Source organism: Thermomonas sp. (genome assembly GCF_041905325.1).
Classification (GTDB): Bacteria; Pseudomonadota; Gammaproteobacteria; order Xanthomonadales; family Xanthomonadaceae; genus Thermomonas.
Map to the genome: position 1 here is coordinate 20,037 of NZ_JAYRLK010000014.1, position 26,991 is coordinate 47,027.

At 68.5% G+C, this 26,991-nt stretch carries 22 protein-coding genes and 5 tRNA genes; 17 read left to right on the plus strand and 10 right to left on the minus strand.

All coding sequences use genetic code 11. The annotated features are described in order from the left end of the window. Positions 1–48: 48 nt before the first annotated feature. Both clpP and tig read right to left on the minus strand, forming a co-directional pair. Positions 49–672, minus strand: a complete 624-nt coding sequence (clpP, locus tag ACE3OK_RS11825) for an ATP-dependent Clp endopeptidase proteolytic subunit ClpP (RefSeq protein ID WP_374249744.1) — start codon at positions 670–672, stop codon at positions 49–51. A gap of 33 nt (positions 673–705) precedes the next feature. Next, positions 706–1,998 (minus strand): trigger factor, encoded by a 1,293-nt coding sequence (gene tig, locus ACE3OK_RS11830; RefSeq protein WP_374249745.1) that lies wholly within the window; start codon positions 1,996–1,998, stop codon positions 706–708. Positions 1,999–2,259: 261 nt separating this feature from the next. Here tig and ACE3OK_RS11835 point away from each other — a divergent pair. The 6 genes from ACE3OK_RS11835 (at position 2,260) to ACE3OK_RS11860 (ending at position 3,670) form a co-directional block, all read left to right on the plus strand. Continuing rightward, positions 2,260–2,336 (plus strand) — tRNA-Pro (locus ACE3OK_RS11835). Between the two features lie 33 nt (positions 2,337–2,369). Further along, positions 2,370–2,446 (plus strand) — tRNA-Arg (locus ACE3OK_RS11840). A gap of 45 nt (positions 2,447–2,491) precedes the next feature. Continuing rightward, a tRNA-His gene (locus ACE3OK_RS11845) sits at positions 2,492–2,568 on the plus strand. 70 nt (positions 2,569–2,638) lie between these two features. After that, positions 2,639–2,714 (plus strand) — tRNA-Lys (locus ACE3OK_RS11850). A 43-nt stretch (positions 2,715–2,757) separates the two neighbouring features. Continuing rightward, positions 2,758–2,842: transfer RNA gene (locus ACE3OK_RS11855), tRNA-Leu, on the plus strand. A gap of 60 nt (positions 2,843–2,902) precedes the next feature. After that, the gene (locus ACE3OK_RS11860; protein ID WP_374249746.1) at positions 2,903–3,670 is read left to right on the plus strand and encodes a Bax inhibitor-1/YccA family protein; all 768 of its coding nucleotides are present in this window, start codon (positions 2,903–2,905) and stop codon (positions 3,668–3,670) included. Positions 3,671–3,743: 73 nt separating this feature from the next. Here ACE3OK_RS11860 and ACE3OK_RS11865 read toward each other — a convergent pair whose 3' ends face one another. From ACE3OK_RS11865 to grxC, 3 genes are all read right to left on the minus strand, one after another. Next, positions 3,744–4,748 (minus strand): isocitrate dehydrogenase, encoded by a 1,005-nt coding sequence (locus ACE3OK_RS11865; RefSeq protein ID WP_374249747.1) that lies wholly within the window; start codon positions 4,746–4,748, stop codon positions 3,744–3,746. 109 nt (positions 4,749–4,857) lie between these two features. Further along, entirely contained in the window at positions 4,858–5,244 is a 387-nt protein-coding gene (locus ACE3OK_RS11870) for a carboxymuconolactone decarboxylase family protein (protein ID WP_374249748.1), read from the minus strand. Next, positions 5,241–5,519: a glutaredoxin 3 gene (gene grxC / locus ACE3OK_RS11875; RefSeq protein WP_374249749.1), complete on the minus strand. Its 279-nt coding sequence runs from the start codon at positions 5,517–5,519 to the stop codon at positions 5,241–5,243. The genes ACE3OK_RS11870 and grxC overlap by 4 nt, the downstream gene beginning before the upstream one ends. Before the next feature lie 117 nt (positions 5,520–5,636). Here grxC and ACE3OK_RS11880 point away from each other — a divergent pair, with 117 nt between their 5' ends. The 5 genes from ACE3OK_RS11880 to ACE3OK_RS11900 all read left to right on the plus strand — a co-directional run bounded on the left by ACE3OK_RS11880 (position 5,637) and on the right by ACE3OK_RS11900 (position 13,085). Further along, positions 5,637–7,256, plus strand: a complete 1,620-nt coding sequence (locus tag ACE3OK_RS11880) for a M48 family metalloprotease (protein ID WP_374249750.1) — start codon at positions 5,637–5,639, stop codon at positions 7,254–7,256. A gap of 74 nt (positions 7,257–7,330) precedes the next feature. After that, on the plus strand, positions 7,331–8,032 hold the full coding sequence (gene phoB, locus ACE3OK_RS11885; protein WP_374249766.1) for a phosphate regulon transcriptional regulator PhoB: 702 nt from the start codon (positions 7,331–7,333) through the stop codon (positions 8,030–8,032). Positions 8,033–8,073: 41 nt separating this feature from the next. Further along, on the plus strand, positions 8,074–9,402 hold the full coding sequence (gene phoR / locus ACE3OK_RS11890; protein WP_374249751.1) for a phosphate regulon sensor histidine kinase PhoR: 1,329 nt from the start codon (positions 8,074–8,076) through the stop codon (positions 9,400–9,402). Then, entirely contained in the window at positions 9,399–11,477 is a 2,079-nt protein-coding gene (gene ppk1 / locus ACE3OK_RS11895) for a polyphosphate kinase 1 (protein WP_374249752.1), read from the plus strand. Before phoR ends, ppk1 begins: the two co-directional genes overlap by 4 nt. A gap of 78 nt (positions 11,478–11,555) precedes the next feature. After that, a complete protein-coding gene (locus ACE3OK_RS11900) occupies positions 11,556–13,085 on the plus strand; it encodes an exopolyphosphatase (RefSeq protein ID WP_374249753.1) in 1,530 nt (509 codons plus the stop codon). A 58-nt stretch (positions 13,086–13,143) separates the two neighbouring features. Here ACE3OK_RS11900 and ACE3OK_RS11905 read toward each other — a convergent pair whose 3' ends face one another. The 4 genes from ACE3OK_RS11905 to creB all read right to left on the minus strand — a co-directional run bounded on the left by ACE3OK_RS11905 (position 13,144) and on the right by creB (position 18,373). Further along, positions 13,144–14,733, minus strand: a complete 1,590-nt coding sequence (locus ACE3OK_RS11905; protein WP_374249768.1) for a M20/M25/M40 family metallo-hydrolase — start codon at positions 14,731–14,733, stop codon at positions 13,144–13,146. Between the two features lie 78 nt (positions 14,734–14,811). Next, a complete protein-coding gene (creD, locus tag ACE3OK_RS11910) occupies positions 14,812–16,167 on the minus strand; it encodes a cell envelope integrity protein CreD (protein ID WP_374249754.1) in 1,356 nt (451 codons plus the stop codon). Positions 16,168–16,255: 88 nt separating this feature from the next. Further along, entirely contained in the window at positions 16,256–17,686 is a 1,431-nt protein-coding gene (gene creC / locus ACE3OK_RS11915) for a two-component system sensor histidine kinase CreC (RefSeq protein ID WP_374249755.1), read from the minus strand. A gap of 6 nt (positions 17,687–17,692) precedes the next feature. Further along, a complete protein-coding gene (gene creB, locus ACE3OK_RS11920) occupies positions 17,693–18,373 on the minus strand; it encodes a two-component system response regulator CreB (RefSeq protein ID WP_374249756.1) in 681 nt (226 codons plus the stop codon). Between the two features lie 61 nt (positions 18,374–18,434). On the opposite strand from creB, the gene ACE3OK_RS11925 reads away from it, so the two are divergent. The 6 genes from ACE3OK_RS11925 (at position 18,435) to ACE3OK_RS11950 (ending at position 25,723) form a co-directional block, all read left to right on the plus strand. Beyond that, entirely contained in the window at positions 18,435–19,292 is an 858-nt protein-coding gene (locus ACE3OK_RS11925; protein WP_374249757.1) for a 23S rRNA (adenine(2030)-N(6))-methyltransferase RlmJ, read from the plus strand. Positions 19,293–19,340: 48 nt separating this feature from the next. Further along, a complete protein-coding gene (locus ACE3OK_RS11930) occupies positions 19,341–20,285 on the plus strand; it encodes a DUF808 domain-containing protein (protein ID WP_374249758.1) in 945 nt (314 codons plus the stop codon). A 60-nt stretch (positions 20,286–20,345) separates the two neighbouring features. Then, positions 20,346–20,936: a GNAT family N-acetyltransferase gene (locus tag ACE3OK_RS11935; RefSeq protein ID WP_374249759.1), complete on the plus strand. Its 591-nt coding sequence runs from the start codon at positions 20,346–20,348 to the stop codon at positions 20,934–20,936. Between the two features lie 63 nt (positions 20,937–20,999). Continuing rightward, positions 21,000–24,575, plus strand: a complete 3,576-nt coding sequence (gene mfd, locus ACE3OK_RS11940; protein WP_374249760.1) for a transcription-repair coupling factor — start codon at positions 21,000–21,002, stop codon at positions 24,573–24,575. A gap of 38 nt (positions 24,576–24,613) precedes the next feature. Beyond that, positions 24,614–25,264: a deoxyribonuclease V gene (gene nfi / locus ACE3OK_RS11945; protein ID WP_374249761.1), complete on the plus strand. Its 651-nt coding sequence runs from the start codon at positions 24,614–24,616 to the stop codon at positions 25,262–25,264. Positions 25,265–25,303: 39 nt separating this feature from the next. Then, positions 25,304–25,723 carry a hypothetical protein gene (locus ACE3OK_RS11950; RefSeq protein WP_374249762.1) on the plus strand — a complete coding sequence of 140 codons (420 nt, stop codon included), beginning with the start codon at positions 25,304–25,306 and terminating at the stop codon, positions 25,721–25,723. A 2-nt stretch (positions 25,724–25,725) separates the two neighbouring features. Here ACE3OK_RS11950 and ACE3OK_RS11955 read toward each other — a convergent pair whose 3' ends face one another. Further along, positions 25,726–26,733, minus strand: coding sequence for an integron integrase (locus ACE3OK_RS11955; RefSeq protein ID WP_374249763.1), 1,008 nt, complete (start codon positions 26,731–26,733; stop codon positions 25,726–25,728). Between the last annotated feature and the right edge of the window lie 258 nt (positions 26,734–26,991).

Sequence of the window (26,991 nt, forward strand, 5' to 3'; positions counted from 1 at the left end):
CCGTGTGACAGGCCGCGCAAGACCGGTATCGGCCGGCGCGGGCCGGACTCAAGCCGCCTGGATGGAATCGTCCGGGCGACGGACAAGCACCTCATCGACCAACCCGTAGTCGCGGGCGGCCTCGGCGCCCTTGAAGTTGTCGCGCTCGGTGTCGCGGGCGATCACGTCGATGGCCTGGCCGGTGTGGCGGGCCAGGATCTCGTTCAGGCGCTCGCGCATCGCCAGGATCTCGCGCGCCTGGATATCGATGTCGGTGGCCTGGCCCTGGGCACCGCCCAGCGGCTGGTGGATCATCACCCGCGAATTCGGCAGCGCGTAGCGCTTGCCGGCGGCACCCGCCGCCAGCAGCACCGCGCCCATCGAGCAGGCCTGGCCGACGCAGATCGTGCTCACGTCCGGCTTGATGTACTGCATGGTGTCGTAGATCGCCATGCCCGCGGTAACGATGCCACCCGGCGAGTTGATGTACAGGCTGATGTCCTTTTCGGGATTTTCCGCCTCGAGGAACAGCATCTGCGCGACGACCACGTTCGCCACGTGGTCGTCGATGCCGCCGACCAGGAAGATCACCCGCTCCTTCAGCAACCGCGAATAGATGTCGTACGCGCGCTCGCCGCGGCTGGTCTGTTCGACCACCATCGGCACCAGGTTCAGGTTCTTGATCGGGTCCATGGGTTCTCGCTATGTTCGATGGTGGGCCGGCGCTCAGGCGCTGATCGCGTCCTGGAAGCTCAGGGCCTGCTCGGTGTGGTGGGCGCGCTCGGCGATCCAGTCGATCACCTGCTCTTCCATCACCCGGTTCTGCAGCCCTTGGAACAATTGGGGGTCGTTGCGGTACAACGCAATGACCTGCTCGGGCTGCTCGTAGGTGGACGCGATCAGGCGCATGGTTTCGTTCAGGCGTTCCGGCTCCAGCCGCAGTTCGTTGCGACGCGCCACCTCACCCACCAGCAGGGCCACCAGCACGCGCTTGCGGGCGGCGTCCTGGAAGGCTTCCGGGGTCGCGGTAAGCGACTGCCCGCGACGGCGCGCATCCTCGCTGGCATTGGCCAGCAGGTTGCGGGCCTCCTGCTCGACCAGCCGCGGCGGCAGTTCGATGTCCTTGTAGGCCGCCACCAACTGCTCGCCCACTTCACGACGCAGGCGGTTCATCAGCGCGCCCTTGAGCTCGCGCTCCAGATTGCTGCGGATGTCGGCGCGGAATTGCTCGGCATCGCCGCTCTTGACGCCGAAGCTGCGGATGAAGGCGGCATCGACCTCCGGCAGTACCTGCTCGGAGACGTCGGCCAGCTTGAAGGTGGATGTGACGGTCTTGCCGGCGAATTGCGGCACGTGCCAGTCGGCCGGCAGGGTGATGTCGAGGGTCTTCTCCTCGCCCGCCTGCATGCCGACGATGGCGGCCTCGACTTCCGGATAGATCGCCGCCGAACCCAGCACGGTGGCGTTCTTCTCCATGCCCTCGGCAGGAGTGCGCACGCCATCGACGGTGCTGACGATTTCAAGGTTGACCAGATCGCCGGCCTGCGCCGCACGCATCACCTTGTTCCAGCTCCCACGCTGCTGGCGGAGGTTCTCGATCATGCGTTCGAGGTCGGCATCGGTCACTTCCGAGGTGTGCCGCACCACTTCCAGCTTGCTCATGTCGAGCTCGCCGAAGTCCGGCACCAGCTCGACCGCAGCCACGTACTTCAACTCGCCTTCGGCGGCATCCTCACCCGGCGACACCTGCGGCAGGCCGGCCACGCGCAGTTCGTTTTCGCGCACGGCCTGGTCCAGCCCCTGACGCAGCAGGCCGTCGACGATTTCGGCGCGCACCTGGCCGCCGTACCGCTGCTCGACCACCTTGGTCGGCACCTTGCCCGGACGGAAGCCCTTGATGCGCACGCTCTGCGCGATCTCGCGCAGGCGGCTGCCGACCTGCGCATCGACGTCGCCGGCGGGCAGGCTGAAGACGACACGGCGCTCGAGGTTGCCGGTGGATTCGACCGAGACTTGCATGATGCGATGACTCCTGGGCGGGTTCGTGGGAACCCGGTTGCGGGAACTGGGAAGGTGGCAGGCGCAGCAACCGCCACGCCGAACGCACTAGTTTCGCCGATTTCCGGCATCGACGCCAGCCGCGATGTGTCCGCCCGTCAAACACGTTGACATGGCGCGCACGGGGGCCGACAATGCGCGGCCTTTCGTTGCGCAGGCGCGCCTCGGAAGACAAGGATCGCAGCGGTTCGGGCATCCGCTGGAATGAATCGGTTCCATCGGCGGGGTATAGCGCAGTCTGGTAGCGCGCCTGCTTTGGGAGCAGGATGTCGGGGGTTCGAATCCCTCTACCCCGACCATTCCGGCGGCACCCTGCGCACTTTCCGGACCGGGCGCCCGTAGCTCAACCGGATAGAGCACCGGCCTTCTAAGCCGGTGGTTGCAGGTTCGATTCCTGCCGGGCGCGCCAAACGGAAACACGCTTCAACGATGTTCCAGAAGTTCCAAACCTGTGGTGGCTGTAGCTCAGTTGGTTAGAGTCCTGGATTGTGATTCCAGTTGTCGAGGGTTCGAGTCCCTTCAGCCACCCCACCTTGTTCCAAGATTCGCCGGCAAAAAAGCTTGCACGCCTTCGAATCACGCTTTACAATTCCGCTTCTGCGGGCCGTTAGCTCAGCTGGTAGAGCAGTTGACTCTTAATCAATTGGTCCAAGGTTCGAATCCTTGACGGCCCACCAAACTGAAACGCCCGGCACTCGCCGGGCGTTTTTTTTTGCAGATGCGAAAGTGGCGGAATTGGCAGACGCCCTGGATTTAGGTTCCAGTGCCGCAAGGCGTGCGGGTTCGAGTCCCGCCTTTCGCACCACATCGGCAACGGCTATCCTGCCGGAACGGCATTCCGCCGGATCTTCACAGGATCGACGCCATGCGCAGCGGCAACCCCGCCCTTTCCGAAAACACCTTCCTCGATCTTGGCAGCGGCACCGTGGTGCAAGGCAATGCCGGGACGATGACCCTCAACGGCACCGTCAACAAGACCGCGCTGCTGCTGGTGCTGACCCTGACCGGCGCACTGTTCAGCTGGTCGCAATTCGCGGCCGCATTGGCCGCCGGCACCCCCGGTACGGTCATGGCCTATGTCTGGGGCGGCGCGATCGGTGGCTTCGTGCTGGCGCTGGTCACCATCTTCAAGAAGGAATGGGCGATGTACACCGCACCGGTGTACGCGGTGCTGGAAGGGCTGTTCCTGGGTGCGGTATCGGCGATGTTCAACCAGCGCTACCCCGGCATCGCCACGCAAGCCGTGATCCTGACCTTCGGCACCCTGGCGGCCCTGCTGCTGGCCTACCGCAGTGGGCTGGTCAAGGCCACCGAGAACTTCAAGCTGGGCGTGGTGGCGGCCACCGGCGGCATCGCCCTGCTGTATCTGGCGCAATTGGGCCTGAACCTGTTCCACTTCGAAGGCATGCGCTTCATCAACGGCTCCAGCCCGCTGGGCATCGCCTTCAGCGTGGGCGTGGTGATCGTGGCCGCGCTGAACCTGGTGCTGGACTTCGATTTCATCGAACGGGGCGTGGAACAGGGCGCGCCGAAGCACATGGAGTGGTACGCAGCGTTCGGCCTGCTGGTGACACTGGTGTGGCTGTACCTGGAAATCCTGCGGCTGCTGTCGAAATTGCAATCGCGCAATTGAGCAAAAAAAAGGCACCTTTCGGTGCCTTTTTTCTTGGTGTAGCCCTCCCCTTCAGGGGAGGGAAAAATCAAGATCACAACCGCGACGCGATCGCCTTCGCAAACCCCATCGTGTTGCCGCTGCCGCCCAGGTCCGGGGTCAGCGAGTCCTTGGCTTCCAGCGTTGCGATGATGGCGTCGCGCAGGCGCGCGGCCTGCTCCGGCTTGGCCAGATGATCCAGCATCTGCGCCGCACCCAGCAGCAGCGCGCACGGGTTGGCGATGCCCTTGCCGGCGATGTCCGGGGCGGAGCCGTGCACGGCTTCGAAAATCGCCACATCCAAACCGATGTTGGCACCCGGGGCCAGCCCCAGGCCACCGACCAGGCCGGCGCAGAGGTCGGAAATGATGTCGCCGAACAGGTTGGTGGTGCAGATGATGTCGAACTGTTCCGGCTTCATCACCAGCTGCATGCAGGTGTTGTCCACGATCATCTCGTTGCACTCGATGTCGGGGTACTGCTGCGCCACTTCGCGTGCGGTCTTCAGGAACAGGCCCGAGGTGGACTTCAGGATGTTGGCCTTGTGCACGATGGTGACCTTCTTGCGGCCGGTCTTGCGGGCCAGCTCGAAGGCGTAGCGGACGATGCGCTCGGAGCCCTTGCGGGTGACCTTCTGGGTCAGCACCGCGGTCTCGCCGTCGGCCGAGACGTCCTGGCCTTCGCCGATGTAGGCGCCTTCGGTATTCTCGCGCACGGTGATCAGATCAACACCGCTGGAAAAGCGCGACTTGGTGTTCGGGAAGCACTTGGCCGGGCGGACATTGGCGTACAGGTCGAAGCGCTTGCGCAGCTCGACGTTGATCGAGGAGAACCCGCCGCCCACCGGGGTGGTCAGCGGTGACTTCAGGGCGATCTTGTTCTTGCGGATCGAATCCATGGTCGCCGCCGGCAGCAGGTCGCCATGCTTCTCCAGCGCGACCATGCCGGCGTCCGCGTACTCGTACGAAAGGCCCAACTGCATCGCATCCAGCACGTGCAGGGTGGCGTCCATGATTTCCGGGCCGATGCCGTCGCCGCGGATGACCGTGATCGTTGTCATTTTCGAGTGTCCAGACAGGGCGCCGCCACGCACAGGGCGCGACGGCACAGGGGGGGGTATAACCGGCGATTATGGCAGATGGCGTGCGCCGGCGTATGTCCGCCGATCGTCAGCCGTGGTCGTGGGCCACCGGCGCGGCGGCATCCCCCTGCTCCAGCCGGTCAAGGAAATCGGTGGCGCGGCGCAGGTGCGGGATGACGATGGAGCCACCCACCACCAGCCCCACCGAGAACGCCTCGAACATCTCCGCGCGGGTCACGCCGGCGTCCTTGCACTGGGCGACGTGGTAACTGATGCAATCGTCGCAGCGCAGCACCATCGACGCCACCAGCCCGCACAACTCCTTGGTCTTCACGTCCAGCGCACCCGGCTGGTAGGTCTGCGTGTCCAGCGCGAAGAAGCGCCGCACCACCTGGTTGGGCTCGTCCAGGATGCGCTTGTTCATGCGCTGGCGGAATTCGGTGAACTGCTGCACCCGGTCGTCGGAGCCGCTCATGCCGGCGTGCCTTCAAGCAGCGGCTCCAGCTTGCCAGCGCGATGCAGCGCCATCATGTCGTCGTAACCACCGACATGGACGTCGCCGACGAAGATCTGCGGCACGCTGGTGCGCTTGGTCAGGGCGACCATCTTTTCGCGCTGCGCCGGGTCGGTATCGACGCGGACTTCCGTCCACTCGCGGCCCTTGCTCTTGAGGAAATTCTTGGCCATCACGCAGTACGGGCACACCGCCGTGCTGTAGATCGTGACCTGGGGAAGCGAGGTAGTGCTCACGGCGACTCCGGAACTCGGGAAAGGGGGGTATGGTCACAAATGGGGGCGCCTGCGGATTATTCCAGCCGCTCAAGCCCCGTTCACCCCATTTCCCACGCAACGCTGCATCCTGCCCGGATGAACCTTCGCCCGCCCGCTGCCCTGCTCGCCTTCGCCCTGGCCACCTGCATCGCCGCCGCCGCGGCGCAGGAACACAGCCTGCCCGACATCGGTTCGTCCGCCGCCAATGTCCTGTCCCCGGCCAAGCAGGCCGAATACGGGGCGATGGTGCTGGCCCAGCTGCGCCACGAAGGCTACGTGCTGGATGACCCGCTGCTGGACGCCTGGCTGAACGACGCCGGCCAGCGCCTGGCCGCCGCCAGCAACAAGCCGCAGCAGCCGTTCACCTTCTTCCTGCTGCGCGAGCGCCAGATCAACGCCTTCGCCACCCTGGGCGGCTACGTCGCCGTCAATGCCGGGCTGGTGCTGGCAGCGGACCGCGAGGACGAGGTGGCCGGCGTGCTGGCCCACGAGATTTCCCACGTCACCCAGCAGCATGTGCTGCGCGGTGCGGAAAAAGCGCAGCGCGAGAGCCTGCCGATCCTGCTGGCCACGCTGGGGGCGATCGTGGCGGCACAGAAGGCCGGCGGCACCTCCAGCGGCGACGCCACCTCGGCCGCGCTGATGACCGGCTTCGGCCTGATGCAGCAACGCCAGATCGACTACACCCGCGACAACGAGGCCGAGGCCGACCGCATCGGCATCCGCCTGCTGGCCAATGCCGGCTACGACCCCGAAGCGATGGCGGATTTCTTCCAGACCCTGCAAGGCGTGGTGCGGATGAACCAGGGCGACGAGCGTGCCGCCGTGCCCGGCTACCTGCAAACCCACCCGCTGACGCTGGCCCGCATCAGCGAGGCACGCGAACGCGCCGTCAAGCTGGAAGCCGGCATGGCCAGCCTGCCCGCGCTGGCATCGACCAACAACCCCCTGCTGCCACCCGGCCTGCAATTGGCCAGCGCCCCCCACGGCCGCGTGACGCGGCGCACCGACGGTGATTTCCCCTGGGCCCGCGAGCGCCTGCGCGTGCTCAGCGCGGCCACCCCGGCGCAGGCGGTGCGCGAGTACCAGCAGATGCGGGCCAAGCAACCGCTGGACGATGCCCGGCGCTACGGGCTGGCCGTGGCCCTGCAATTGGCCGGGCAGGACGCCGCGGCGCTGCAGGAACTGACGCCGCTGGCGCAATCGCACCCCGCCAACCTGTGGGTGCAGGTGGCGATGGGCCAGGCCGAAGCACACATCGGCAAGACCGCGGATGCCGACCGCCGCTTCGAAACCCTGCTGGCGCGCATGCCCGGCCATCGCGCCCTGGCATTGGCCTACGCCAACCTGCTGGGTGAACGCAACACCCCCGCCGCCGGCCAGCGTGCGGTGGCGGTGCTGCGCCCGCTGCTGGGCAACGCGGCCGGCAACGACCTGCCGTTCCAGCAGGCCTACGCCCGTGCCTGCGAGATCGCCGGCGACCCGGCGCGCGCCGGCGAGGCGTGGGCGGAAGCGGCCTATTTGTCCGGCCGCCCCGAACAGGCGCTGGTACAGCTCAACAACCTGAAGAAGCGCACCGACCTCGATTACTACGCCCGCGCCCGCATCGACGCGCGCATCGCCGCCATCACCCCCACGGTGCTGGAATTGCGCCGGCAGGGGGTGCGCGACGATGACGTCAACGGCCAGTGGGCACCGGCACTGCACGGCGGCTGAGCCGTCACGAAACCGTCATCGAAACGCCGTGTAATTTGCCGCATGCCCAACCCGGGCGCATGCTCACGGACACCATGCACAAGCACATCCTGATCGTCGAAGACGAACCCGCGATCCGCGACATGCTGGCCTTTGCGTTGCGCAAGGGCGATTTCGTGCCGATGCTGGCGGCGGACGGGCGACAGGCGCAGGAACGCATCGCCGAGCGGGTGCCGGACCTGATCCTGCTGGACTGGATGCTGCCCGGCAGCAGCGGGCTGGAACTGGCCCGGCGCTGGCGGCGCGAGGCGCTGACCCGCGACATCCCGATCATCATGCTGACCGCGCGCGGCGAGGAAAACGATCGCGTCGGCGGGCTGGAGGCCGGCGTCGACGACTACGTGGTCAAGCCGTTCTCCGCACGCGAGCTGTTGGCGCGCATCCGCGCCGTGTTGCGGCGCTCGCGCGAGGACGACGCCGACGGCAGCGTGCAGATGGGTGCGCTGCGCATCGACGGCAGCGCGCACCGGGTCTTCGCCGAGGTGGACGGCACGGCCCAGCCCATCGCCCTGGGCCCCACCGAATACCGCCTGCTGCATTTCTTCATGACCCACCCCGATCGCGTCTATACGCGCACCCAGCTGCTGGACCATGTCTGGGGCGGCAGCGTGTACGTGGAAGAGCGCACCGTGGACGTGCATATCCGCCGCCTGCGCAAGCAGTTGGAGCCGCACGCGCTGGATGCCATGGTGCAGACCGTGCGTGGTGCCGGCTACCGGTTCTCCACCGCGCTCTGACCGGGCTCCCGGTTCCGCGGCGATCGCACTAGACTCCGGACATGCCACGCGCCGCACGCAACCTCTGGTTCCACACCCTGTCCCGGTTGGCGCTGGTGCTGGGCGCAGCATTGCTGGCCGGGATCGTGCTGGGCCAACCCTGGCCGGCACTGGCACTGGCCGCGTTGGCGGTGGTGGCCTGGCACTACGTGCGCCTGCACGGCCTGCTGCGCCGGCTGGCCGCGCGCCAGCGGCTGTCGGAACCCCGTGGCCACGACGCCTGGTCGGTCCTGGATGCCCTGCTCTACCGTGGCCAGAGCGAGCGCCGCGCCCGCAAGCGCCGGCTGCTCGACATGCTGCGCGCCTATCGCGCGATGGCGGCGGCCCTGCCCGATGCGGTGGTGGTGATCGAACGCAACAGCCAGCGCGTACTGTGGTTCAACCAGGCCGCAACGCCGCTGCTGGGGCTGCACTACCCGCGCCACCACCTTGCCCCGCTGGCCGCCGCCCTGCAGCCATTGCCGCTGGCGCAGTGGCTGGCCAGCGGGCGCAACGCCGAACCCATGCGCGACGCCCCGTCGCCGGTGGATCCGGCGGTGCGGCTGGACCTGCGGCTGCTGCCCTATTCCGACGAACTCTGGCTGCTGCTGGCGCGCGATGTCAGCAAGCTGCTGCGGCTGGAAGACATGCGCCGCGACTTCGTGGCCAACGTCTCGCACGAGCTGCGCACGCCCCTGACCGTGATCCACGGCTACCTGGAAATGCTGGAGCCGGAGGAAAAGCCCGAATGGGCGCCGTTGCTGGCGGAAATGCAGCGGCAATCGCAGCGCATGGCACAACTGGTGGAAGACCTGCTGACCCTGTCGCGGCTGGAAGCCAGCGCCGCGCCGCAGGATGAACCCGTGCCGATGGCACCGCTGCTGGCCGGCCTGCGCCGCGATGCCGAGGCGCTGAGCCATGGACGGCATCGCATCCACGTCATCGACGCGGCCGGGGTGGACTTGCTGGGGGCCGCCCGCGACCTGCACAGCGCGTTCGGCAACCTGCTCAGCAACGCGGTGCGCTACACCCCCGATGGCGGCGACATCGAGGTGCGCTTCCTGCGCGAAGCCGATGGCGGCGTCACCTTGCAGGTCCGCGACAGCGGCCCCGGCATCCCCGCCGCGCACCTGCCGCGGCTGGCCGAGCGCTTCTACCGCGTGTCCACCAGCCGCTCGCGCGAGACCGGCGGCACCGGGCTGGGGTTGGCCATCGTCAAGCACGTGCTGGGCCTGCACGGCGCGCAACTGCACATCACCAGCAGCGTCGGCGTCGGCAGCACGTTTTCCTGCCGCTTCGACGCCTCCCGCGTGCTTGCACGCAGCCCATCTTTGGTAGCCTCACCGGCATGAGCGCAGACCCGCACCCGATCTCCCTCCGCGACCCGTCGCTGCACGCCAATCGCGAGCTGTCGCAACTGGATTTCAATTTCCGCGTGCTGGCGCAGGCGCAGGACCCCTCGGTGCCGCTGCTGGAACGGTTGCGCTACCTGTGCATTTCCTGCACCAACCTCGACGAGTTCTTCGAAATCCGCGCCGGCGCGGTGCGCCACGCGGTGGAACTGAACCTTCCGCACGGGGTGGACGGGATGGACCCGTCGCTCCTGCTGGGACGCATCCACGACCGCGCCGCCGAGCTGGTGTCGGCGCAATACCGCTGCTTCTACGAGGAATTGCGGCCGGCCCTGGCCGACGAGGGCATCCGCCTGCTGCAACGCGAGCAATGGACGTCCGAGCAGCGCGCCTGGCTGCGCGAGTATTTCGTCAACGAAATCATGCCGGTGCTGTCGCCGTTGGGCCTGGACCCGGCGCATCCGTTCCCCAAGATCCTCAACAAGTCGCTGAACGTGGTGGTGCTGCTGGAAGGGCGCGATGCGTTCGGCCGCGAGGGCCACCTGGCCATCGTGCGCGCGCCGCGCTCGCTGCCGCGCATCATCCGCCTGCCCGATGCCGACGGCGATGGCGACGCCTTCCACGACTTCGTGTTCCTCAGCTCGGTGTTGTCGGCATTCGTGGACGAGCTGTTCCCGGGCATGCACGTCAAGGGCGCGCACCAGTTCCGCGTCACCCGCAATTCGGAATTGATCGTCGACGAAGACGATGTCGACAACCTGGCGCTGGCGCTGCGCGACGAACTGCTGGGGCGTGGCTACCTGCGCGCGGTACGGCTGGAGATCGACGAGCACTGCCCGCGCGACGTGGTGGACTTGCTGCTGGCCAACTTCGACCTGCCGGGGAATGCCGTCTACAAGATCAACGGCCCGGTGAACCTCAACCGGGTGGTGCAGGTGTACGACCTGGTCAAGCGCCCGGACCTGAAGTTCCGCCCGTTCCAGCCGCGCGTGCCGCAGGACATGGACGCGATGTTCGACCTGATCCGGCAGGGTGACGTGCTGCTGCACCACCCCTTCGACGCCTTCACCCCGGTGCTGGAACTGATCCGCCAGGCCGCCGAGGACCCGGACGTGCTGGCGATCAAGCAGACCCTGTACCGCACCGGGCCGGAGTCGCCGATCGTCGAACACCTGATCCAGGCCGCGCGCAACGGCAAGGACGTGACCGTGGTGGTGGAGCTGCGCGCGCGCTTCGACGAAGAAGCCAACCTGCGCCTGGCCGACCGCCTGCAGGATGCCGGCGTGCAGGTGGTGTACGGGGTGGTGGGCTACAAGACCCACGCCAAGATGCTGCTGGTGGTGCGCCGCGAGGGCCCGCTGCTGCGCCGCTACGTGCACCTGGGCACCGGCAACTACCACAGCGGCACCGCGCGCGCCTACACCGACTTCAGCCTGATGACCGCCGACCCGGCGATCGGCAACGACGTGCACCTGATCTTCCAGCAACTGTCCGGGCTGGCCGCGCCGCTGACGCTGGCGCGCCTGCTGCAGTCACCGTTCACCCTGCACCAGGGCGTGCTGGACCGGATCGCCCGCGAGGCGGCGCACGCCCAGGCCGGCAAGCCGGCGCGCATCGTGGCCAAGATGAACGCGCTGAACGAGCCGCAGGTGGTGCGTGCGCTGTACGAAGCCTCGCGGGCCGGGGTGGACATCGACCTGGTCGTGCGCGGCGCCTGCGGGCTGCGCCCGGGCCTGCCCGGGGTCTCCGAGCGCATCCGCGTGCGCTCGGTGGTGGGCCGCTTCCTCGAACACCACCGCATCTGGTGGTTTGCCAACGACGGCACGCCGGAACTGTTCTGCTCGTCGGCCGACTGGCTGGAGCGCAACCTGCTGCGGCGGGTGGAAACCGCGTTCCCCATCCTCGACCCCGCCATCGCCCATCGTGTCCATCGCGAGGGATTGATGAATTACCTGGCCGACAACCAGAACGCCTGGGAACTGCATGCCGATGGCCATTACCAGCGCTGCACGCCGGCCGATGGCGAAGCGGCGTTCTCGGCGCAGCTGGCGCTGCTGGACAAGCTTTATGCATGACGGCGGATGCCGCCGCTTCGGCCGCGGCGGCCGCCTGGGCGATAATGCCGGCATGCCCCGTCACCCCGAAACCGCCGCATGAGCCCGTCACCGCTGCGACCTGCGGTACCGCTGCGCGACGGCGACCTGCTGGCGGCGCTGGACCTGGGATCCAACAGCTTTCACATCGTGGTGGCGCAGCGCGTGCTGGGCCAGCTGCGGGTGGTCGATCGCCTGCGCGAGACCGTGCGCATGGCCGAAGGCCTGAACGCGCTGGGCGGGCTGTCGCCGGAGGTGCGCGAACGCGCACTGGCTTGCCTGGCCCGGTTCGGCCAGCGCATCGCCGACATCCCGCCGCAGCACGTGCGCGCGGTGGCCACCAATACCGTGCGCCAGCTGCGCGATGCCGAGAGCTTCCTGCGCCCTGCCGAAGCCGCGCTGGGGCATGCCATCGACGTGATTTCCGGGCGCGAGGAAGCGCGCCTGGTCTATCTGGGCGTCGCCCATGAACAACCCCCGCGCGACGACCAGCGGCGGCTGGTGCTCGACATCGGCGGCGGCTCCACCGAATGCATCATCGGCCAGGGGTTCGCGCCGCTGGAGCGCGAGAGCCTGCAAGTGGGCTGCATCGCCAGCACCCGCCGCTTCTTCGCCAACGGCAAGCTGGGCCGCAAGCGCTGGAATGCCGCGCTGCACGAAGTCAGCGCGGAGTTCCAGCAGTTCGCCAGCACCTATCGCTCGCTCGGCTGGGACGAGGCGATCGGCACCTCCGGCACCCACAAGGCGATCGGCAACATCTGCGCCGCGCTCAAGCTGACCAAGGGCGCGATCACGCTGCCGGCCTTGCAGGAGGTGCGCGAGCGCGTGCTGCAATCCAGCCGGATCGACGCCATCGCCCTGCCCGGCCTGTCCGACGACCGCCGGCCCATCATCGCCGGCGGCGTGCTGGTGCTGGAGGCGGCCTTCACCGTGCTGGGGCTGGAACGCCTGCAAGTGAGCAAGGCCGCGCTGCGCGAAGGCGTGCTGCACGACCTGCTGGGCCGTGGCGGCATCGACGACCCGCGTGACGTGTCGGTGGCGGCGCTGATGCAGCGCTACGGCCTGGACATCGCGCAGGCGCAACGGGTGGAAGACTGCGCGCTGGAGCTGTTCGACCAGGTCGCCACGCCCTGGGCACTGGGCGACGACGATCGCGACATGCTGGCGCGCGCGGCGCGCCTGCACGAAATCGGGCTGGCCATCGCCCACAGCGGCTACCACAACCACGGCGCCTACGTGCTGCAACATTCCGACATCGCCGGCTTCTCGCAGCAGGGGCAGCGGTTCGTCGCCGCGCTGGTGCGCGTGCACCGCCGCAGCGTGCCGAAATCGGCGTTCGACATGATCCCGGACCGGTTGCTGGCCAATGCCCGCCACATGGCCGCGCTGCTGCGGCTGGCGGTGCTGCTGCACCGCTCGCGCAAGGACGAGGCGATGCCGGGGCTGCGCCTGCGCGCCGAAGGCGAAAAGCTGGCGCTGCGGCTGGACAAGCGCTGGCTGCAGGCCCGCCCACTGCTCCGCGCCGACCTGGAAGGCGAGCCCGAGGACATGCTGGGGCTGGGCATCCAGCTGCGCATCGAGGCGGCCTGAACGCGAAACGCCGGCATCGCTGCCGGCGTTCGCGTCACCACGCATGCAGGAAGTGGCTTCAGTTTTCGACCACCTGCTTGCGCGGCAGCCGGGCCGGACGCTGCGCGGTGTTGTAGACGAAGGAAGCGACGATCGCCGACGCCTGCTTCAGGTCGTCCGGCACCGCATGGTCCTGCACGTCCAGGTCGGTGTGGTGGACGTGGCTGAAGTAATCCAACTGGTCCTGCACGAACTGGAAGCCGGGCACGCCCACCGCGTCGAAGCTGACGTGGTCGGTGCTGCCGGTGTTGCGCTGGGTGACGATGGTGGCACCGACGTCACGCCACGGCTTCAGCCATTCCGCGAAGATCGGCGCGACGGCGAGGTTTTCCTGCGCGTAGATGCCGCGGATCCTGCCGCTGCCGTTGTCGAGGTTGAAGTAGGCCGAGACCTTGCCCCAGTCCTGGCCGCGCAGCAGCTTGCCCTTGTGCTGGCGGAAGAACGCCGGCATCGCCTTTTCTTCCGGGTCCTTGGGCTCTTCGAAGCGGCCGATGTGGCGGCTGACGTAATCCTGCGAACCCAGCAACCCCTGCTCCTCGCCGGTCCACAGCGCCACCCGGATGGTGCGGTTGGGGCGCGCGCCCACCGCCTTGAGGATACGCATCGCCTCCATCATCACCGCCACCCCGGCACCGTTGTCGCTGGCACCGGAGCCGGCATGCCAGGAGTCCATGTGCGCGCCCAGCATCACCACTTCGTCCTTTTGCGGGCCGCTGCCCGGGATCTCGGCGATGGTGTTGTAACCGGGCTGGTTGGTCTCGCCGAGGAACCTGGCATCCACGTTCAGGCGCAGCTTCACCGGCTCCTTGCGCTCCAGCGCGCGCATCACCGTGTTGTAGTGCTCGGCCATCATCACCAGCGCCGGCACGCCCACCGACTCGCCGGCCTTGCGCGAGCCGCCGCCCATGACGCGCACGATGCCGTCGTTCCAGCTGCTGATGGACACCGTGGCCACCACCCCTTCATCGATCAGGAACTGGTTGAGCTGCGGCGCCAGCTCCATGCGGGCACGGAAACGCGCCAGCATCGCCGGATCCACGTCACGCGCCTTCGGCAGCGGATAGGCCAGCAGCTCGTCCAGGTCGGCCGCGGCATAGCGCTGGAAGTCGGACTTCTCGTTGGGCTTGTAGGTGCGCAGCTCGTCGGTGAAGACGATCTTGCCGCGCAACCGGCCCTTCCATTTGGCCAGGTCGTCCTTCGACTCCAGCTTGACGAAGATCGCCTCGCCCTCGACCGGGCCGGAGGTCCCCGGCGTCCACGCCTTCGGCAACGCGTGCAGCGGCATCGCACGGGGGCTGAGCATGTCCACGCTGGCATCGGTGAACTGCCAGCCACGCCCCAGGTTGTCCACCGCCTCGTCGTGGACGTTGGCCAGGCCCCATTCGGTGAACTTCGCGCGCGTCCAGCGATTGGCTTCCAGCATCGCCGGCGACAGGGTCAGGCGCGGGCCGATGACGTCGGTGAGATGATCCAGCGTGGCCACCACCTGCGAGCGCTGGAAGGCTTCCTGGCGGATCCTGGCAGTCATGTCCAGGTCCACCGCTTCCTGCGCCGATGCACCGTGCGCACCGGCCACGCCGGCCGCCAGCAGGGCAACCGCCCACATCATGCGTTTCATCGTCATTCCCCGCCTGCGGCAAAGCCGCGAGTGTAGCCAGCCCGTCCTGCGCCCCGCGTGGGCCATCGGTCATGCCGGCGGCCGCGCCGAAAGCTGGTACCAGTCGAGCTTGCGGGTGCCCACCATGATCGCGGCGAGGATCGTGAACAGCAGCGCCGAACCCAGCACCAGCGCGTTGTCCTCCGACAGCAGCAGGCCGTAGAGCAGCGCATACAAGGTTCCCAGCATCGCCGCGAACCCCGCCCCGCGCGCCCGGCTGCGCAGCACCGCGGCCAGATAGAAGCCGATCAGGCCGATGCAGGCCGCCGCTGCCGCCAGATAGGACAGCCCGAACGCGACGTGCTCGGAGAGACTCAGCAGCAGCAGGAAGAAGATCGCGATGGCCATGCCCACCAGCAGGTACTGGATGGGATGCACGCGCACCTGCTTGATCAGTTCGAACATGAAGAAGCCGATGAAGGTCAGCAGCACGAACAGCAGCCCGTACTTGCTGGCGCGGTCGGCCTGCAGGTAGGGGTTCACCGGGTCGATCAGCGCCACGCTGACCGCAGCGTCGGTCGCCGCCGCCTCGCGCGGGTCGCCGCCGGCGGCGATGGCGGGCTGCGCCAACACCGCCAGGTCGGGCTGTTGCAGGTAGCGGCGCTGGGCGTTGCTGGCCACCGCCGCCAGCTGCCAACGGGCGCGGAAGCCCTGCGCGTCGATGTCCTGCTGCGGCGACCGCCCCTCGAACTTGGGGCTGGGCCAGCTGGAACGCAGGCGCAGGTCGTTGGCATCCCCCAGTGGCAGCATGGCGAAACGCTCGGTGCCGCGCAGCACCAGAGCCGCGCGCACATCCAGGTGCAGGCGCGCCCCGGCCGCCGGTGCCGGCAGGCGGGCGTGCACGCCGGGGCCATCGGCATGCCCCAGCCCCTGCTCCACCGTCAGCGCGGCACCGTTGGCGAACAACGTCGGCGTTCCCTGCAAGCCGCCGACATCGGCAATGCCCACGCTCAGCCAGGGCTGGCCGATGCGGCGCTGCACGCCATCGGCATCCGCCGGAATGGCCACGTCGAAACGGGCCTCGGCATCGCCATCCCATGCATACACGCGCACCGCGTGCAGGCCGCGGCGGCGCACGTCCGGCTTGAGCACGCCGGACATCGCCAGGGTGGCCGGGAAGAACGTCCACTGCCCCGAACGCTGGCGCACGCTGCGCCGCAGGGTGCCGTCCTCGGCGGTGACGGTGGTCTCGCTGCGCTCGTCGTAGGGCACCACCAGCACCGGCCCGGCCAGCCACTGGCGGCCACCGTAGTTCGCACCGATGTCGCGCACCGCCGTTTCGCGGAATTGCTGGCGCTCCTGGATGGTGCCGCGCACCATCTGCAACGGAATCAGGATCACCAGCGTGAGCACCACCACCATCGCTGCCTTGAATGCCAACCGCATCGCCTTGCTCCATCGGAAGATGGACGACAGCGTGGCGCGCCGGGTCGAGGCCACGATGGCGCGACGATGAAGCGGGCGTGAAGCGCGCCTACCCGGCCGGCAGCTCGACGCTGGCCACCGCGCCGCCGCCCTCGCGGTTGCCCAAGGCCACGCGGCCGCCGTGCAGCTTGGCGATTTCGGCAGCGAAGTTCAGGCCCAGTCCGCTGCTGCGCGCACCGCCATCCGGGCGCGGCAGTGCGTAGAAGCGCTCGAACACCCGCGCCAACGCGAAGTCGGGGATGCCGGGACCGCGATCGCCCACCTCGATGCGCAGGCCATCGGGCTGCACCTGCAAACGCACCTCCACCACGCCGCCGGCGGGCGAAAAATCGATGGCGTTGTCGATCAGGTTGGCCAGCAGCTGGCGCAGCAGCAACGCATCGCCCGCCAGTGGCGGCAGACTAGGGGCCACGTGCAGGTGCAGCGTCACCCCACGCGCCTGTGCACGGGCTGCGGCGTCCTCCAATACCGTGCGCGCCAGCGCGGCCAGGTCCACCGGCGCCGGCGCGTCGAGCGCCTCGCGGTGTTCCAGCGCGGCCAGCGCCAGCATGCGGTCCACCAAGCCGGCCATGCGCCGGCTCTGCGCGCCGATGCTGGCGACGAAGCGGGCGCGGTCAGGGTCGGGCAGCGGCCCTTCCAGCAGTTCGGCGGCGCCGCGGATCGCCGCCAGCGGGCTTTTCAGTTCGTGGGTGAGCGCGTGCACGTACTGCTCCACGTACTGCTTGCCCTCCAGCTGCCGGCGCATGCTCTCCAGCGCGCGACCGAGGTCGGCGAACTCGCCGGCGGCGTCCGGCAGCTGCGCGCGCTCGCCGCGCGCCACCGCATCGGCATAGCGGCGCAGCGCGGCCAGCTGGCGCGACAGCCACCACGCGGCCAGCCCGCCCACCAATAGCGCGCTACCCAGCAGCACCCAGCCCCAGTGCAGGATGGTGCGCTGGCTGCGCTCGATGAAGGGCTGGATGCTGCGGTTCGGTTTCGACACCGTGAGCACGCCGGCAATCGTCCCGTCCGCCGCGAAGATCGGCGCGGCGACGTACATCACCGTGCTGGCCTCGTCGTCCGGGTCGTCGCGGGTGGAGCGCGCGCCGTACTGGCCGCGCAGGGTGCGATAGACGTCGTTCCAGCGCGAGTTGTCGCGTCCGACGTCGCGCCCGGCCGAATCGAACACCACGATGCCGCGCGCGTCAGTGACGGTGACGCGGTAGCTGGCGTGGCGCTTGGCCTGCCCCCAGATCCGCGCGTCCAGGTCGCGGCGGGCCATCGCCTGCACCCGCCGGGCGAAGGGGCCGTCCGCGATGCGGCCGGCCAGCAGGTCGTCGGTGGCCAGTTCCGCCAGCACGTTGGCGGTGTCGGCCAGGGTGTCCTCCATCGCCTGCCGCACGCCGGGCTTGACCTGCTGCACGAACACGTTGCCCAGCAGCAGCGCCGCCAGCGCCACGATCAGGAAGTACCCCAGCAGTACGCGCAGGGCGATCTTCACCGGGCGTCAGTCCACGTCCACGGAATAGCCCAGCCCGCGGTGGGTGCGGATCGGGTCGCGCGCGGGGTCCAGCTGGCGCAGCTTGGCGCGCAGCGTCTTCACGTGGGTGTCGACGGTGCGCTCGCCGGACTCCAGCGCGTCCGCCCACACCCGGTCCAGCAGCTGCGCGCGGCTGAGGATGGCGCCGGGCCGGCGCAGCAGCTCGGCCAGCAGCGCGTGCTCGTAGCGGGTCAGGTCCAGCGCGTGGCCGGCGTAGCGGATGCGGTGGGCATCGGCATCCACCTCGAAACGGCCGCGCCGTTGCGACTGGCCGCCGTCGTGCCGGCGCAGGCGCGCGCGCACCCGCGCCACCAGCTCGCGCGGGGAGAACGGCTTGGCCATGTAGTCGTCCGCGCCCAGCTCCAGGCCCAGCACGCGGTCGATCTCGTCGCTGCGCGCGGTCAGGAAGATCACCGGCAACGTGTGATGTTCGCGCAACCGGCGACAGACCTCGAAGCCGCTGACGTCGGGCAGGCCGACATCGAGGATGACCAGGTCGATGCCACCGCGCGCCAGCCGCGGCAGCACTTGCCCGCCCAGCAGCACGTGCTCGGCAGCGAACCCCTCGGCGCGCAGCGCGTACAGCACGGTCTCGGCGATGGCGGCGTCGTCTTCGGCCAGCAGGATGGTGGTGGGCATGCACGGCATCCTAGCCGAGGCGGCCACCGGGTTTGCGTGGCCAGCGTGAAGTGGGTGCGACAATGCGCGCATGAACTATCGCCACGCCTTCCATGCCGGCAACCATGCCGACGTCCTCAAGCACGTCGTGTTGCTGGCCCTGTGCGAGGCGCTGACAGCCAAGCCGTCGCCCTGCTTCGCGCTGGACACCCACGCCGGCCGCGGCCTGTACAAGCTCGACGGCGAGGCCGCGCAGGCCACCGGCGAGGCGGCCGACGGCATCGCCAGGCTGCAGGCGGAGGCCCCGCGCGAGCCGGCCATCCAGCGCTATCTGGCCGCCGTGCGTGCCTGCCGTGACACCCACGGCACGCACGCTTACCCCGGCTCGCCCTGGCTGTTGGCGCAGCCGCTGCGCGACACCGACCGCATCGCCGCCTGCGAGCTGCACCCCGAGGAGGCGCACGTGCTGCGCGGGCACTGCGCCGGCGACCCGCGCATCGCCGTGCACGAACGCGACGGCTACGCCGCGCTCAAGGCGCTGCTGCCACCGAAGCACGGTGCCACCAAATTCGCCCGTGGATTGGTGTTGATCGACCCGCCCTATGAAGCGCAACTGGCCGAATTCGACACCGCGCTGGCGGCCTTGCGGGAGGGCCTGGCTCGCTGGCCACAGGGCATGTTCGCGCTGTGGTACCCGATCAAGCAGGGCCGCGCACTGCACCCGTTCCGGCGCGCCGCCGCCAGGCTGCCGGCGAAGTCGGCGCTGCTGCTGGAGCTGCTGGTGCGTCCGGACGATTCACCGCTGCGGATGAACGGCAGCGGCATGCTGGTGCTCAATGCACCGTGGCAGTTCGACGCCGCGATGCGCCCCGCCCTCGACGCCCTGCGCCGCGCGCTGGGCGAGCCCGGCGCCGGCGCGCGGGTGGAGTGGCTGCGCGCGCCGGGCTGAACCGCCATCCATGCGAGAATCCGCACGGTTTCCGCATCGCCATTCCCCATGCCTTCCAGCTTCTTCGCCCTGTTCGACGACATCGCTTCGCTGCTGGACGACATCGCGTCCATGACCAAGGTCGCCAGCGGCAAGACCGCCGGGGTACTGGGCGATGATCTGGCCCTGAATGCCGAACAGGTCAGCGGCATCCGCGCCGAACGCGAACTGCCGGTGGTCTGGGCGGTCTTCAAGGGCTCGCTGGTCAACAAGGCCATCCTGGTGCCGGCGGCGCTGGCGATCGCCGCGCTGGAAACGTGGCTGCAGGCACGCGGCCACGGCGTGCCGCTGATCCTGCCGCTGCTGATGCTGGGCGGCGGCTATCTGTGCTTCGAGGGTGCGGAAAAACTGGCGCACAAGTTCCTGCACAAGCCTGCCGAAGACCTCCAGCATCATGACGCCCTGGTGGACGCCGTGCGCGACCCGCAGGTGGACATGGCCAGTTTCGAACAGGACAAGATCAAGGGCGCGATCCGCACCGATTTCGTGCTGTCGGCGGAAATCATCGTGATCTCGCTGGGGACCGTGGCCACGCAGCCGTTGCCCACCCAGTTCGGCGTGCTGGTGGCGATCGCGCTGCTGATGACCATCGGCGTGTACGGGCTGGTGGGCGGCATCGTCAAGCTGGACGACATCGGCCTGCACCTGGCGCGCGACGGCGCGGGCCGCATCCGCGCCGCGCTGGGCCGCGGCATCCTCGCCTTTGCACCGAAGCTGATGCGCGTCCTGTCGGTGGCCGGCACCGCCGCGATGTTCCTGGTGGGCGGAGGCATCCTCGTGCACGGCATCCCGCCGCTGCACCATGCCATCACCGCACTGCCGCTGGGCCGCCCGGAATGGCTGTGGCAGGCCCTGTGCAACGGCACGTTCGGAATCCTGGCGGGCGCGCTCCTGGTGGCAGGACTTTCGGCCCTGTCGCGCCTGCGTGGCCGCCGCCACACTCCCACCGCCTGAATACGCCGAACGGACACCCACCGTTCATTTTTTTAATGCCGTCCACGCGATGATGCCGACATGGCCGCCCGCAACCGCATGCCCCCGTGGCACGAACATGTCCGCCTGAGCAATGGGCGTGAACTGCTGATTCGCCCGATCCGGCCGGAAGACGCCGGGCCGATGCAGGCCGCGTTCACCCTGCTGGAACCGGATGAAATCCGCCAACGGTTCCTGCACCCGATGAAGGAATTGAGCACCCGGCAGGCCGAACAGCTCACCCGCCCGGACCCGCGCCGCGATTTCGCGCTGGTCGCGGCCGAACCGCTGCCGCCGGGCGAGGCGCTGGTGGGCGCGGTGGCACGCATCTGCATCGACGCCAACGGCAAGGACGCGGAATTCGCCATCCTGGTCAGCCACTACGTCAACGGCATGGGCCTGGGCCGCCACCTGATGCGCAGGCTGGTGCGCTGGGCCAAGGGCCGCAAGGTGCAGCGCGTGTACGGCGACGTGCTGGAGAGCAATCTGCCGATGCAGGCGCTGGCGCAGTCGCTGGGCTTCCATCGCGAAACGTCCGGCGAGGCCGGGCTGGTGCGGGTGGTGGTGGACCTGCCGCCGCCGAAGCCCAAGGCCCCGCTGCCGTCCGCGGCGTTCCCGGGCACGCCGGCGTAAAATCCGCGCACAACTCCACCTGACACACGCTGGCGCAACGCGTCCGGCATGGATGGCCATTGCATGCATGCGTCCCCGCTGTCGTTTCCCGTGTCCCTGCCCCGCGCCGGCCAGGCCCGTGCCTGGTGGCGCGCGCCGCCGTCTTCCACCGCGCTGGCCTGCGCGCTGGCCGCTGCCGCCGGACAGCACGCCCGCCCGCTGCTGGTCGTGACCCGCGACAACCATGCCGCGCAGCAACTGGAAGCCGACCTGCGGCTGCTGTTGGCCAGTGATGCCGCCCTGCCGGTGCTGGGCTTCCCCGATTGGGAAACGCTGCCCTACGACCGCTTCAGCCCGCACCCGGAGATCGTCAGCCAGCGGTTGGCCACCCTCACCCGCCTGCCCGGGCTGCAACGCGGCGTGGTGGTGGTGCCCGCCGCCACCCTGATGCAACGGCTGGCCCCGCGTGCCCACGTGCTGGGCAACCGCTTCGACCTGAAACGCGGCCAACGGCTGGACCTGGACGCGGAAAAACGCCGGCTGGAAGCCGCCGGCTACCGCAACGTGCCGCAGGTGTTCGACCCCGGCGACTTCGCGGTGCGCGGCGGGTTGCTGGATGTCTACCCGATGGGTGCGGACACCCCCTTCCGGATCGAATGGCTGGATGACGAGATCGATTCGATCCGCATCTTCGATCCCGACAGCCAGCGCTCGCTGGAAAAGATCGCCGCCATCGAACTGCTGCCCGGCCGCGAAGTGCCGATGGACGACGCCCACGTGCAGCGGGCGCTGGCCGCACTGCGCGAGCGCTTCGACATCGACACCCGCCGCAGCGCGCTGGTGCAGGACCTGAAGGCCGGCCTGGCCCCGGCCGGCATCGAGTATTACCTGCCGCTGTTCTTCGAAGGAGGACGCACCGGCGAGGCCGGCACCGCCACCCTGTTCGACTATCTGCCGGAGGCCTTGCCGGTGCTGTGCGAAGGCGCGCTGGACGCCGCCGACGCCGCCTGGACGCAGATCGGGCATCGCCACGAACAACTGCGTCACGACCTCGAGCGCCCCCTGCTGCCACCGGCCGCACTGTGGCTGGCACCGGACGCGCTGCGCGAACGCTTGAACCAGGGCGAGCGCATCGAAGTCTGCGGCATCCAGCATCCGCGCCACGGTGACGCGCACGCGCTGCCGGTGCAGCCTGCGCCAGCACTGCCACTGGCGGCGAAGGACCATGCGCCGGGCGAGGCACTGCGCGACTTCCTGCGCAACTATCCCGGCCGCGTGCTGGTGGCCGCCGATTCCGCCGGCCGCCGCGAAGCGCTGCTGGAAGTGCTGCAGGCGGCCGGGTTGCAACCCGAAGTGCTGGCGGACTGGTCGGCTTTTGCTATTGCTCGTCATTCCCGCGCAGGCGGGAATCCAAGGACGTTGGCCGTTGACGACGAAGCAAGAACAAAGTCCATGGATGCCCGCCTTCGCGGGCATGACGATGTTGCATTCGCCATCGCCGTCGCCCCCTTCGACGATGGTTTCGCGCTGGACGCACCGGCGCTGTGCGTGCTCACCGAACGCCAGCTGTTTCCCGAGCGCGCCGCGCAGCCGCGCCGGCGCAAGCGCGCCGGGCGCGAGCCGGAAGCGATCATCCGCGACCTCGGCGAACTCACCCTGGGGGCGCCGATCGTCCACGAGGACCACGGCGTCGGCCGCTACCGAGGGCTGGTGGCGATGGACGTCGGCGGCATGCCCGGCGAATTCCTCGACATCGAATACGCCAAGGGCGACCGCCTGTACGTGCCGGTGGCGCAGCTGGACCGCATCAGCCGCTATTCCGGCGCCAACCCCGACACCGCGCCGCTGCACAACCTCGGCGGCGAGCAGTGGGCGAAGGCGAAGAAGAAGGCCGCCGACAAGGTCCGCGACGTTGCCGCCGAACTGCTGGAGATCCAGGCCAAGCGCCACGCGCGGCAGGGCCTGGCGATCGACGTCGACCGGGCGATGTACGAGCCGTTCGCCGCCACCTTCCCGTTCGAGGAAACCCCCGACCAGCACGCCGCCATCGAAGCGGTGCTGCGCGACCTCGCCTCCTCGCAGCCGATGGACCGCGTGGTCTGCGGCGACGTCGGCTTCGGCAAGACCGAGGTCGCGGTGCGCGCCGCCTTCGCCGCCGCCAGCAGCGGCAAGCAGGTGGCGGTGCTGGTGCCGACCACCCTGCTGGCCGAGCAGCATTACCGCAACTTCCGCGACCGCTTCGCCGACTGGCCGCTGAAGGTGGAAGTGCTGTCGCGCTTCAAGAGCAAGAAGGACATCGAAGCGGAACTGCAGAAGCTGGCCGAAGGCAAGCTCGACGTGATCGTCGGCACCCACCGCCTGCTGCAGCCGGACGTGAAGTTCAGCGACTTGGGCCTGGTCATCGTCGACGAGGAACAGCGCTTCGGCGTGCGCCAGAAGGAGGCGCTGAAGAAGCTGCGCGCCAACGTGCACCTGCTCACCCTGACCGCCACGCCCATTCCGCGCACACTCAACATGGCGATGAGCGGGCTGCGCGACCTGTCCATTATCGCGACGCCGCCGGCCAACCGCCTCGCCGTGCAGACTTTCGTCCACGCCTGGGACGAGGCGCTGATCCGCGAGGCCTTCCAACGCGAGCTGGCGCGCGGCGGCCAGGTGTATTTCCTGCACAACGACGTCGAGAGCATCGGCCGCATGCACGACGAGCTGCAGGCGCTGGTGCCGGATGCGCGCATCGGGATTGCGCATGGGCAGATGCACGAGCGCGAGCTGGAACGGGTGATGCTGGACTTCCACAAGCAGCGCACCAACGTGCTGCTGTGCTCCACCATCATCGAATCCGGCATCGACATCCCCAATGCCAATACCATCCTGATCAACCGCGCCGACAAGTTCGGCCTGGCCCAGCTGCACCAGCTGCGCGGGCGCGTGGGCCGCAGCCACCATCGCGCCTACGCCTACCTGCTGGTGCCGGACGGGCGCAGCATCACCGCGGATGCGAAGAAGCGGCTGGACGCGATCAGCTCGATGGACGAACTGGGCGCCGGCTTCACCCTGGCCACCCACGACCTGGAAATCCGCGGCGCCGGCGAACTGCTGGGCGAGGACCAATCCGGACAGATGGCCGAAGTCGGCTTCAGCCTCTACACCGAGCTGCTGGAGCGCGCGGTGAAATCGATCAAGCAAGGCAAGCTGCCGGACGTGGACGGCGACGACCGCTTCGGCGCCGACGTCGACCTGCACGTGCCGGCGCTGATCCCGGACGACTACCTGCCCGACCCACACGCGCGCCTGACCCTGTACAAGCGCATCAGTGCCGCCCGCGACGCCGACGCGCTACGCGAGCTGCAGGTGGAGATGATCGACCGCTTCGGCCTGTTGCACGACGCCACCAAGCACCTGTTCGCCACCGCGGAACTGAAGCTGGATGCCACAAGGCTCGGCATCCGCAAGCTCGACCTGGGCGGCAGCGGCGGACGCATGCAGTTCGTGGAAAAACCCGCGGTCGATCCGATGGCGGTGATCCGCCTGATCCAGGGCCAGCCCAAGCACTACCGCATGGATGGCCCGGACAAGCTGCGCATCACCCTGGAACTTCCGGATGCGGCGACGCGCTTTGCCGCCGCGCGCGGGCTGCTGACGGCACTGCACCCCGCATGACCACGCCATTTCCAGAATGGCAGGGCGACGCTGCACCGATGCACGCGCTGCAAGCCACACTGGCCACGCACGTGCAATTGCGCGACGGCTTCCCGAAATCGCCGCGCACCGTGGCAGGCTTCGACGTCGGCATCGAAGATGGCGGTGCCACCACCCGCGCCGCCGCCGTCCTGCTGGATGCCGACACCTGCGCGGTGATCGACCAGCAAGTTGCCCATCTGCCCACGCGGATGCCCGATATCCCCGATCTGCTCAGCTTCCGCGAGCTGCCGGCACTGCTGGCGGCGCTGGCCTTGCTGAAACACGCCCCAGACCTTGCCCTCATCGATGGCCACGGCATCGCCCACCCGCGCCGCTTCGGCATCGCCGCGCACTTCGGCGTGGCCACCGGCCTGCCCAGCATCGGGGTTGCCGGAACCGTGCTCGTCGGCGAAGCACGCATGGCCCTGCACGACATGCGCGGCGCGTTCACCCCGCTGCGCGACGGCAAGCAGCAGATCGGCTGGCTGCTGCGCAGCAAACCCGGCAGCCCGCCGCTGGTCGTGTCGCCCGGCCACAAGGTGGCGATGCCGTCCGCACCGGAACTGGTGATGCGCTTCGTCACCCACCATCGCCTGCCCGAACCCACGCGCCTGGCCAGTCGTCTTGCCCTGCGCACGAATGGCCTTCACTCCGAGGAAGAGGCATAAACTTCCGACGTCATCCATTGGAGCCAGGCCATGCTGCGCATGCTCGTCCTATCCGGGTTTCTCGCCCTCGCAGGCTGTGCCGGTGCCACCCAGGGCACGATGGTTCCCGCACCGGCAGCCCAGACACCCGCCCCGCCCGATACGCCCATCGACGACACCCTCACGCTGGCACTCGGCGCACACGCCCGCCTGCCGGACGGCAGTGAACTGGCCTACACCCAACTCGTCAACGACTCGCGCTGCCCCGCCAACGTGCAATGCATCTGGGCCGGCGATGCAGAAATCCAGCTGCGCTGGACGCCCCGGCAGGCTCCCCCCGAAACGTTCTCGCTGCACACCACGCCCCGGCAGGAACAATCGGCCAGCCACGCCATCGGCCACCTCACCGTCACGCTGCAATCGCTGGAGCGCGGCATCGCCCCATCCGCCACCCTCCGCATCACCCGCCAATCCCCCTGACCCTACCCATCCAGCGGGCTGCGTACCCCCCGCCCGCCACGATTGAGCACATGCGTGTAGATCTGCGTGGTGGCCACATCCTTGTGCCCCAACAATTCCTGGATGGTGCGGATGTCATAACCCGCCTCCAGCAGGTGCGTGGCAAAGGAATGGCGGAGGGTGTGCGCACTGAGCAATTTATCGATCCCCGCCTGCGTCCGCGCCCGTTTCAACGCCCGCGCCAACACGGCATCGTCGATGTGATGGCGAAACACCCGCCCGCTGCGCGGATCCTGCGAGCGCTGTTCCGCCGGAAACACGAACTGCCAGCCAAAATCCTTGCCCGCACCGGGATATTTGCGCGACAGCGCATGCGGAAGGCGGGTTTCACCGAATCCATCCGCCAAGTCTTGCTGGTGGAGGATGCGCGCCCGTTCGATTTCCTGCCGCATCACCGCCTCCAGCGACCGCGGCAACACCGTGCGGCGGTCACGCGCGCCCTTGCCATTGCGAATGGTGATTTCACCACGGGCAAAATCCACATCCTTGACCCGCAACCGCAGGCATTCCATCAGCCGCATGCCCGTGCCGTACAGCAAACTGGCCAACACCCGTGGACGTCCGTCCATCATCGACAACAGCCGCTGCACCTCCTCCACCGACAACACCGTCGGCATCCGGCGCGGCCGCTTGGCCCGCAGCACCGACGCCATCCACGGCAGGTTGACCCGCAAGACATCGCGATAAAGGAAAAGCAACGCCGACAACGCCTGATTCTGGGTACTGGCCGCCACCCCGCCCTCCACCGCCAACCGGCTGAGGAAGTCTTCCACCTCCACCCCACCCAATTCCCGCGGATGCCGACGCCCGTTGGCCAAAATGAACCGCCGAATCCAACCCGTGTACGCCTGCTCCGTGCGGATACTGTAGTGTTTCGCGCGGATCTTGCCGCGAACAACGTCCATCAAGCGTGGATTCTTTCGCCCCTCAGCGCCCGACACTACACCCCTGTTTTCATCCCCGTATTCCATACACCCTCGCACATCCGGCCATATCCGGATGCTGGCACGAAGCCCGGCCAACCGGAATCGGATAACACATTGATCCAAGGTAGGATTTCTGCTTGACGCATCCCCCTTGCAGGACGCACTATCCTGTTCGTACCCCGCTTTTGGGGTCTACTAAAGTGTTAGCGCTCACTAGCTAGTAGCCGGATGCCGATGTTTCTCTCTGTAGCATTAGCCGCCTTGCTTGCCCAGTCGGACCAACCAGAGCCGCAGCCACCTGCC

Coding starts and splice junctions, on each gene's coding strand:
- clpP (WP_374249744.1), bottom strand. CDS start 672: ATGGACCCGATCAAGAACCTGAACCTGGTGCCGATGGTGGTCGAACAG.
- tig (WP_374249745.1), bottom strand. CDS start 1,998: ATGCAAGTCTCGGTCGAATCCACCGGCAACCTCGAGCGCCGTGTCGTC.
- ACE3OK_RS11860 (WP_374249746.1), top strand. CDS start 2,903: ATGCGCAGCGGCAACCCCGCCCTTTCCGAAAACACCTTCCTCGATCTT.
- ACE3OK_RS11865 (WP_374249747.1), bottom strand. CDS start 4,748: ATGACAACGATCACGGTCATCCGCGGCGACGGCATCGGCCCGGAAATC.
- ACE3OK_RS11870 (WP_374249748.1), bottom strand. CDS start 5,244: ATGAGCGGCTCCGACGACCGGGTGCAGCAGTTCACCGAATTCCGCCAG.
- ACE3OK_RS11880 (WP_374249750.1), top strand. CDS start 5,637: ATGAACCTTCGCCCGCCCGCTGCCCTGCTCGCCTTCGCCCTGGCCACC.
- phoB (WP_374249766.1), top strand. CDS start 7,331: ATGCACAAGCACATCCTGATCGTCGAAGACGAACCCGCGATCCGCGAC.
- phoR (WP_374249751.1), top strand. CDS start 8,074: ATGCCACGCGCCGCACGCAACCTCTGGTTCCACACCCTGTCCCGGTTG.
- ppk1 (WP_374249752.1), top strand. CDS start 9,399: ATGAGCGCAGACCCGCACCCGATCTCCCTCCGCGACCCGTCGCTGCAC.
- ACE3OK_RS11900 (WP_374249753.1), top strand. CDS start 11,556: ATGAGCCCGTCACCGCTGCGACCTGCGGTACCGCTGCGCGACGGCGAC.
- ACE3OK_RS11905 (WP_374249768.1), bottom strand. CDS start 14,733: ATGATGTGGGCGGTTGCCCTGCTGGCGGCCGGCGTGGCCGGTGCGCAC.
- creD (WP_374249754.1), bottom strand. CDS start 16,167: ATGCGGTTGGCATTCAAGGCAGCGATGGTGGTGGTGCTCACGCTGGTG.
- creB (WP_374249756.1), bottom strand. CDS start 18,373: ATGCCGTGCATGCCCACCACCATCCTGCTGGCCGAAGACGACGCCGCC.
- ACE3OK_RS11925 (WP_374249757.1), top strand. CDS start 18,435: ATGAACTATCGCCACGCCTTCCATGCCGGCAACCATGCCGACGTCCTC.
- ACE3OK_RS11930 (WP_374249758.1), top strand. CDS start 19,341: ATGCCTTCCAGCTTCTTCGCCCTGTTCGACGACATCGCTTCGCTGCTG.
- ACE3OK_RS11935 (WP_374249759.1), top strand. CDS start 20,346: ATGGCCGCCCGCAACCGCATGCCCCCGTGGCACGAACATGTCCGCCTG.
- mfd (WP_374249760.1), top strand. CDS start 21,000: ATGCATGCGTCCCCGCTGTCGTTTCCCGTGTCCCTGCCCCGCGCCGGC.
- nfi (WP_374249761.1), top strand. CDS start 24,614: ATGCACGCGCTGCAAGCCACACTGGCCACGCACGTGCAATTGCGCGAC.
- ACE3OK_RS11950 (WP_374249762.1), top strand. CDS start 25,304: ATGCTCGTCCTATCCGGGTTTCTCGCCCTCGCAGGCTGTGCCGGTGCC.
- ACE3OK_RS11955 (WP_374249763.1), bottom strand. CDS start 26,733: ATGGAATACGGGGATGAAAACAGGGGTGTAGTGTCGGGCGCTGAGGGG.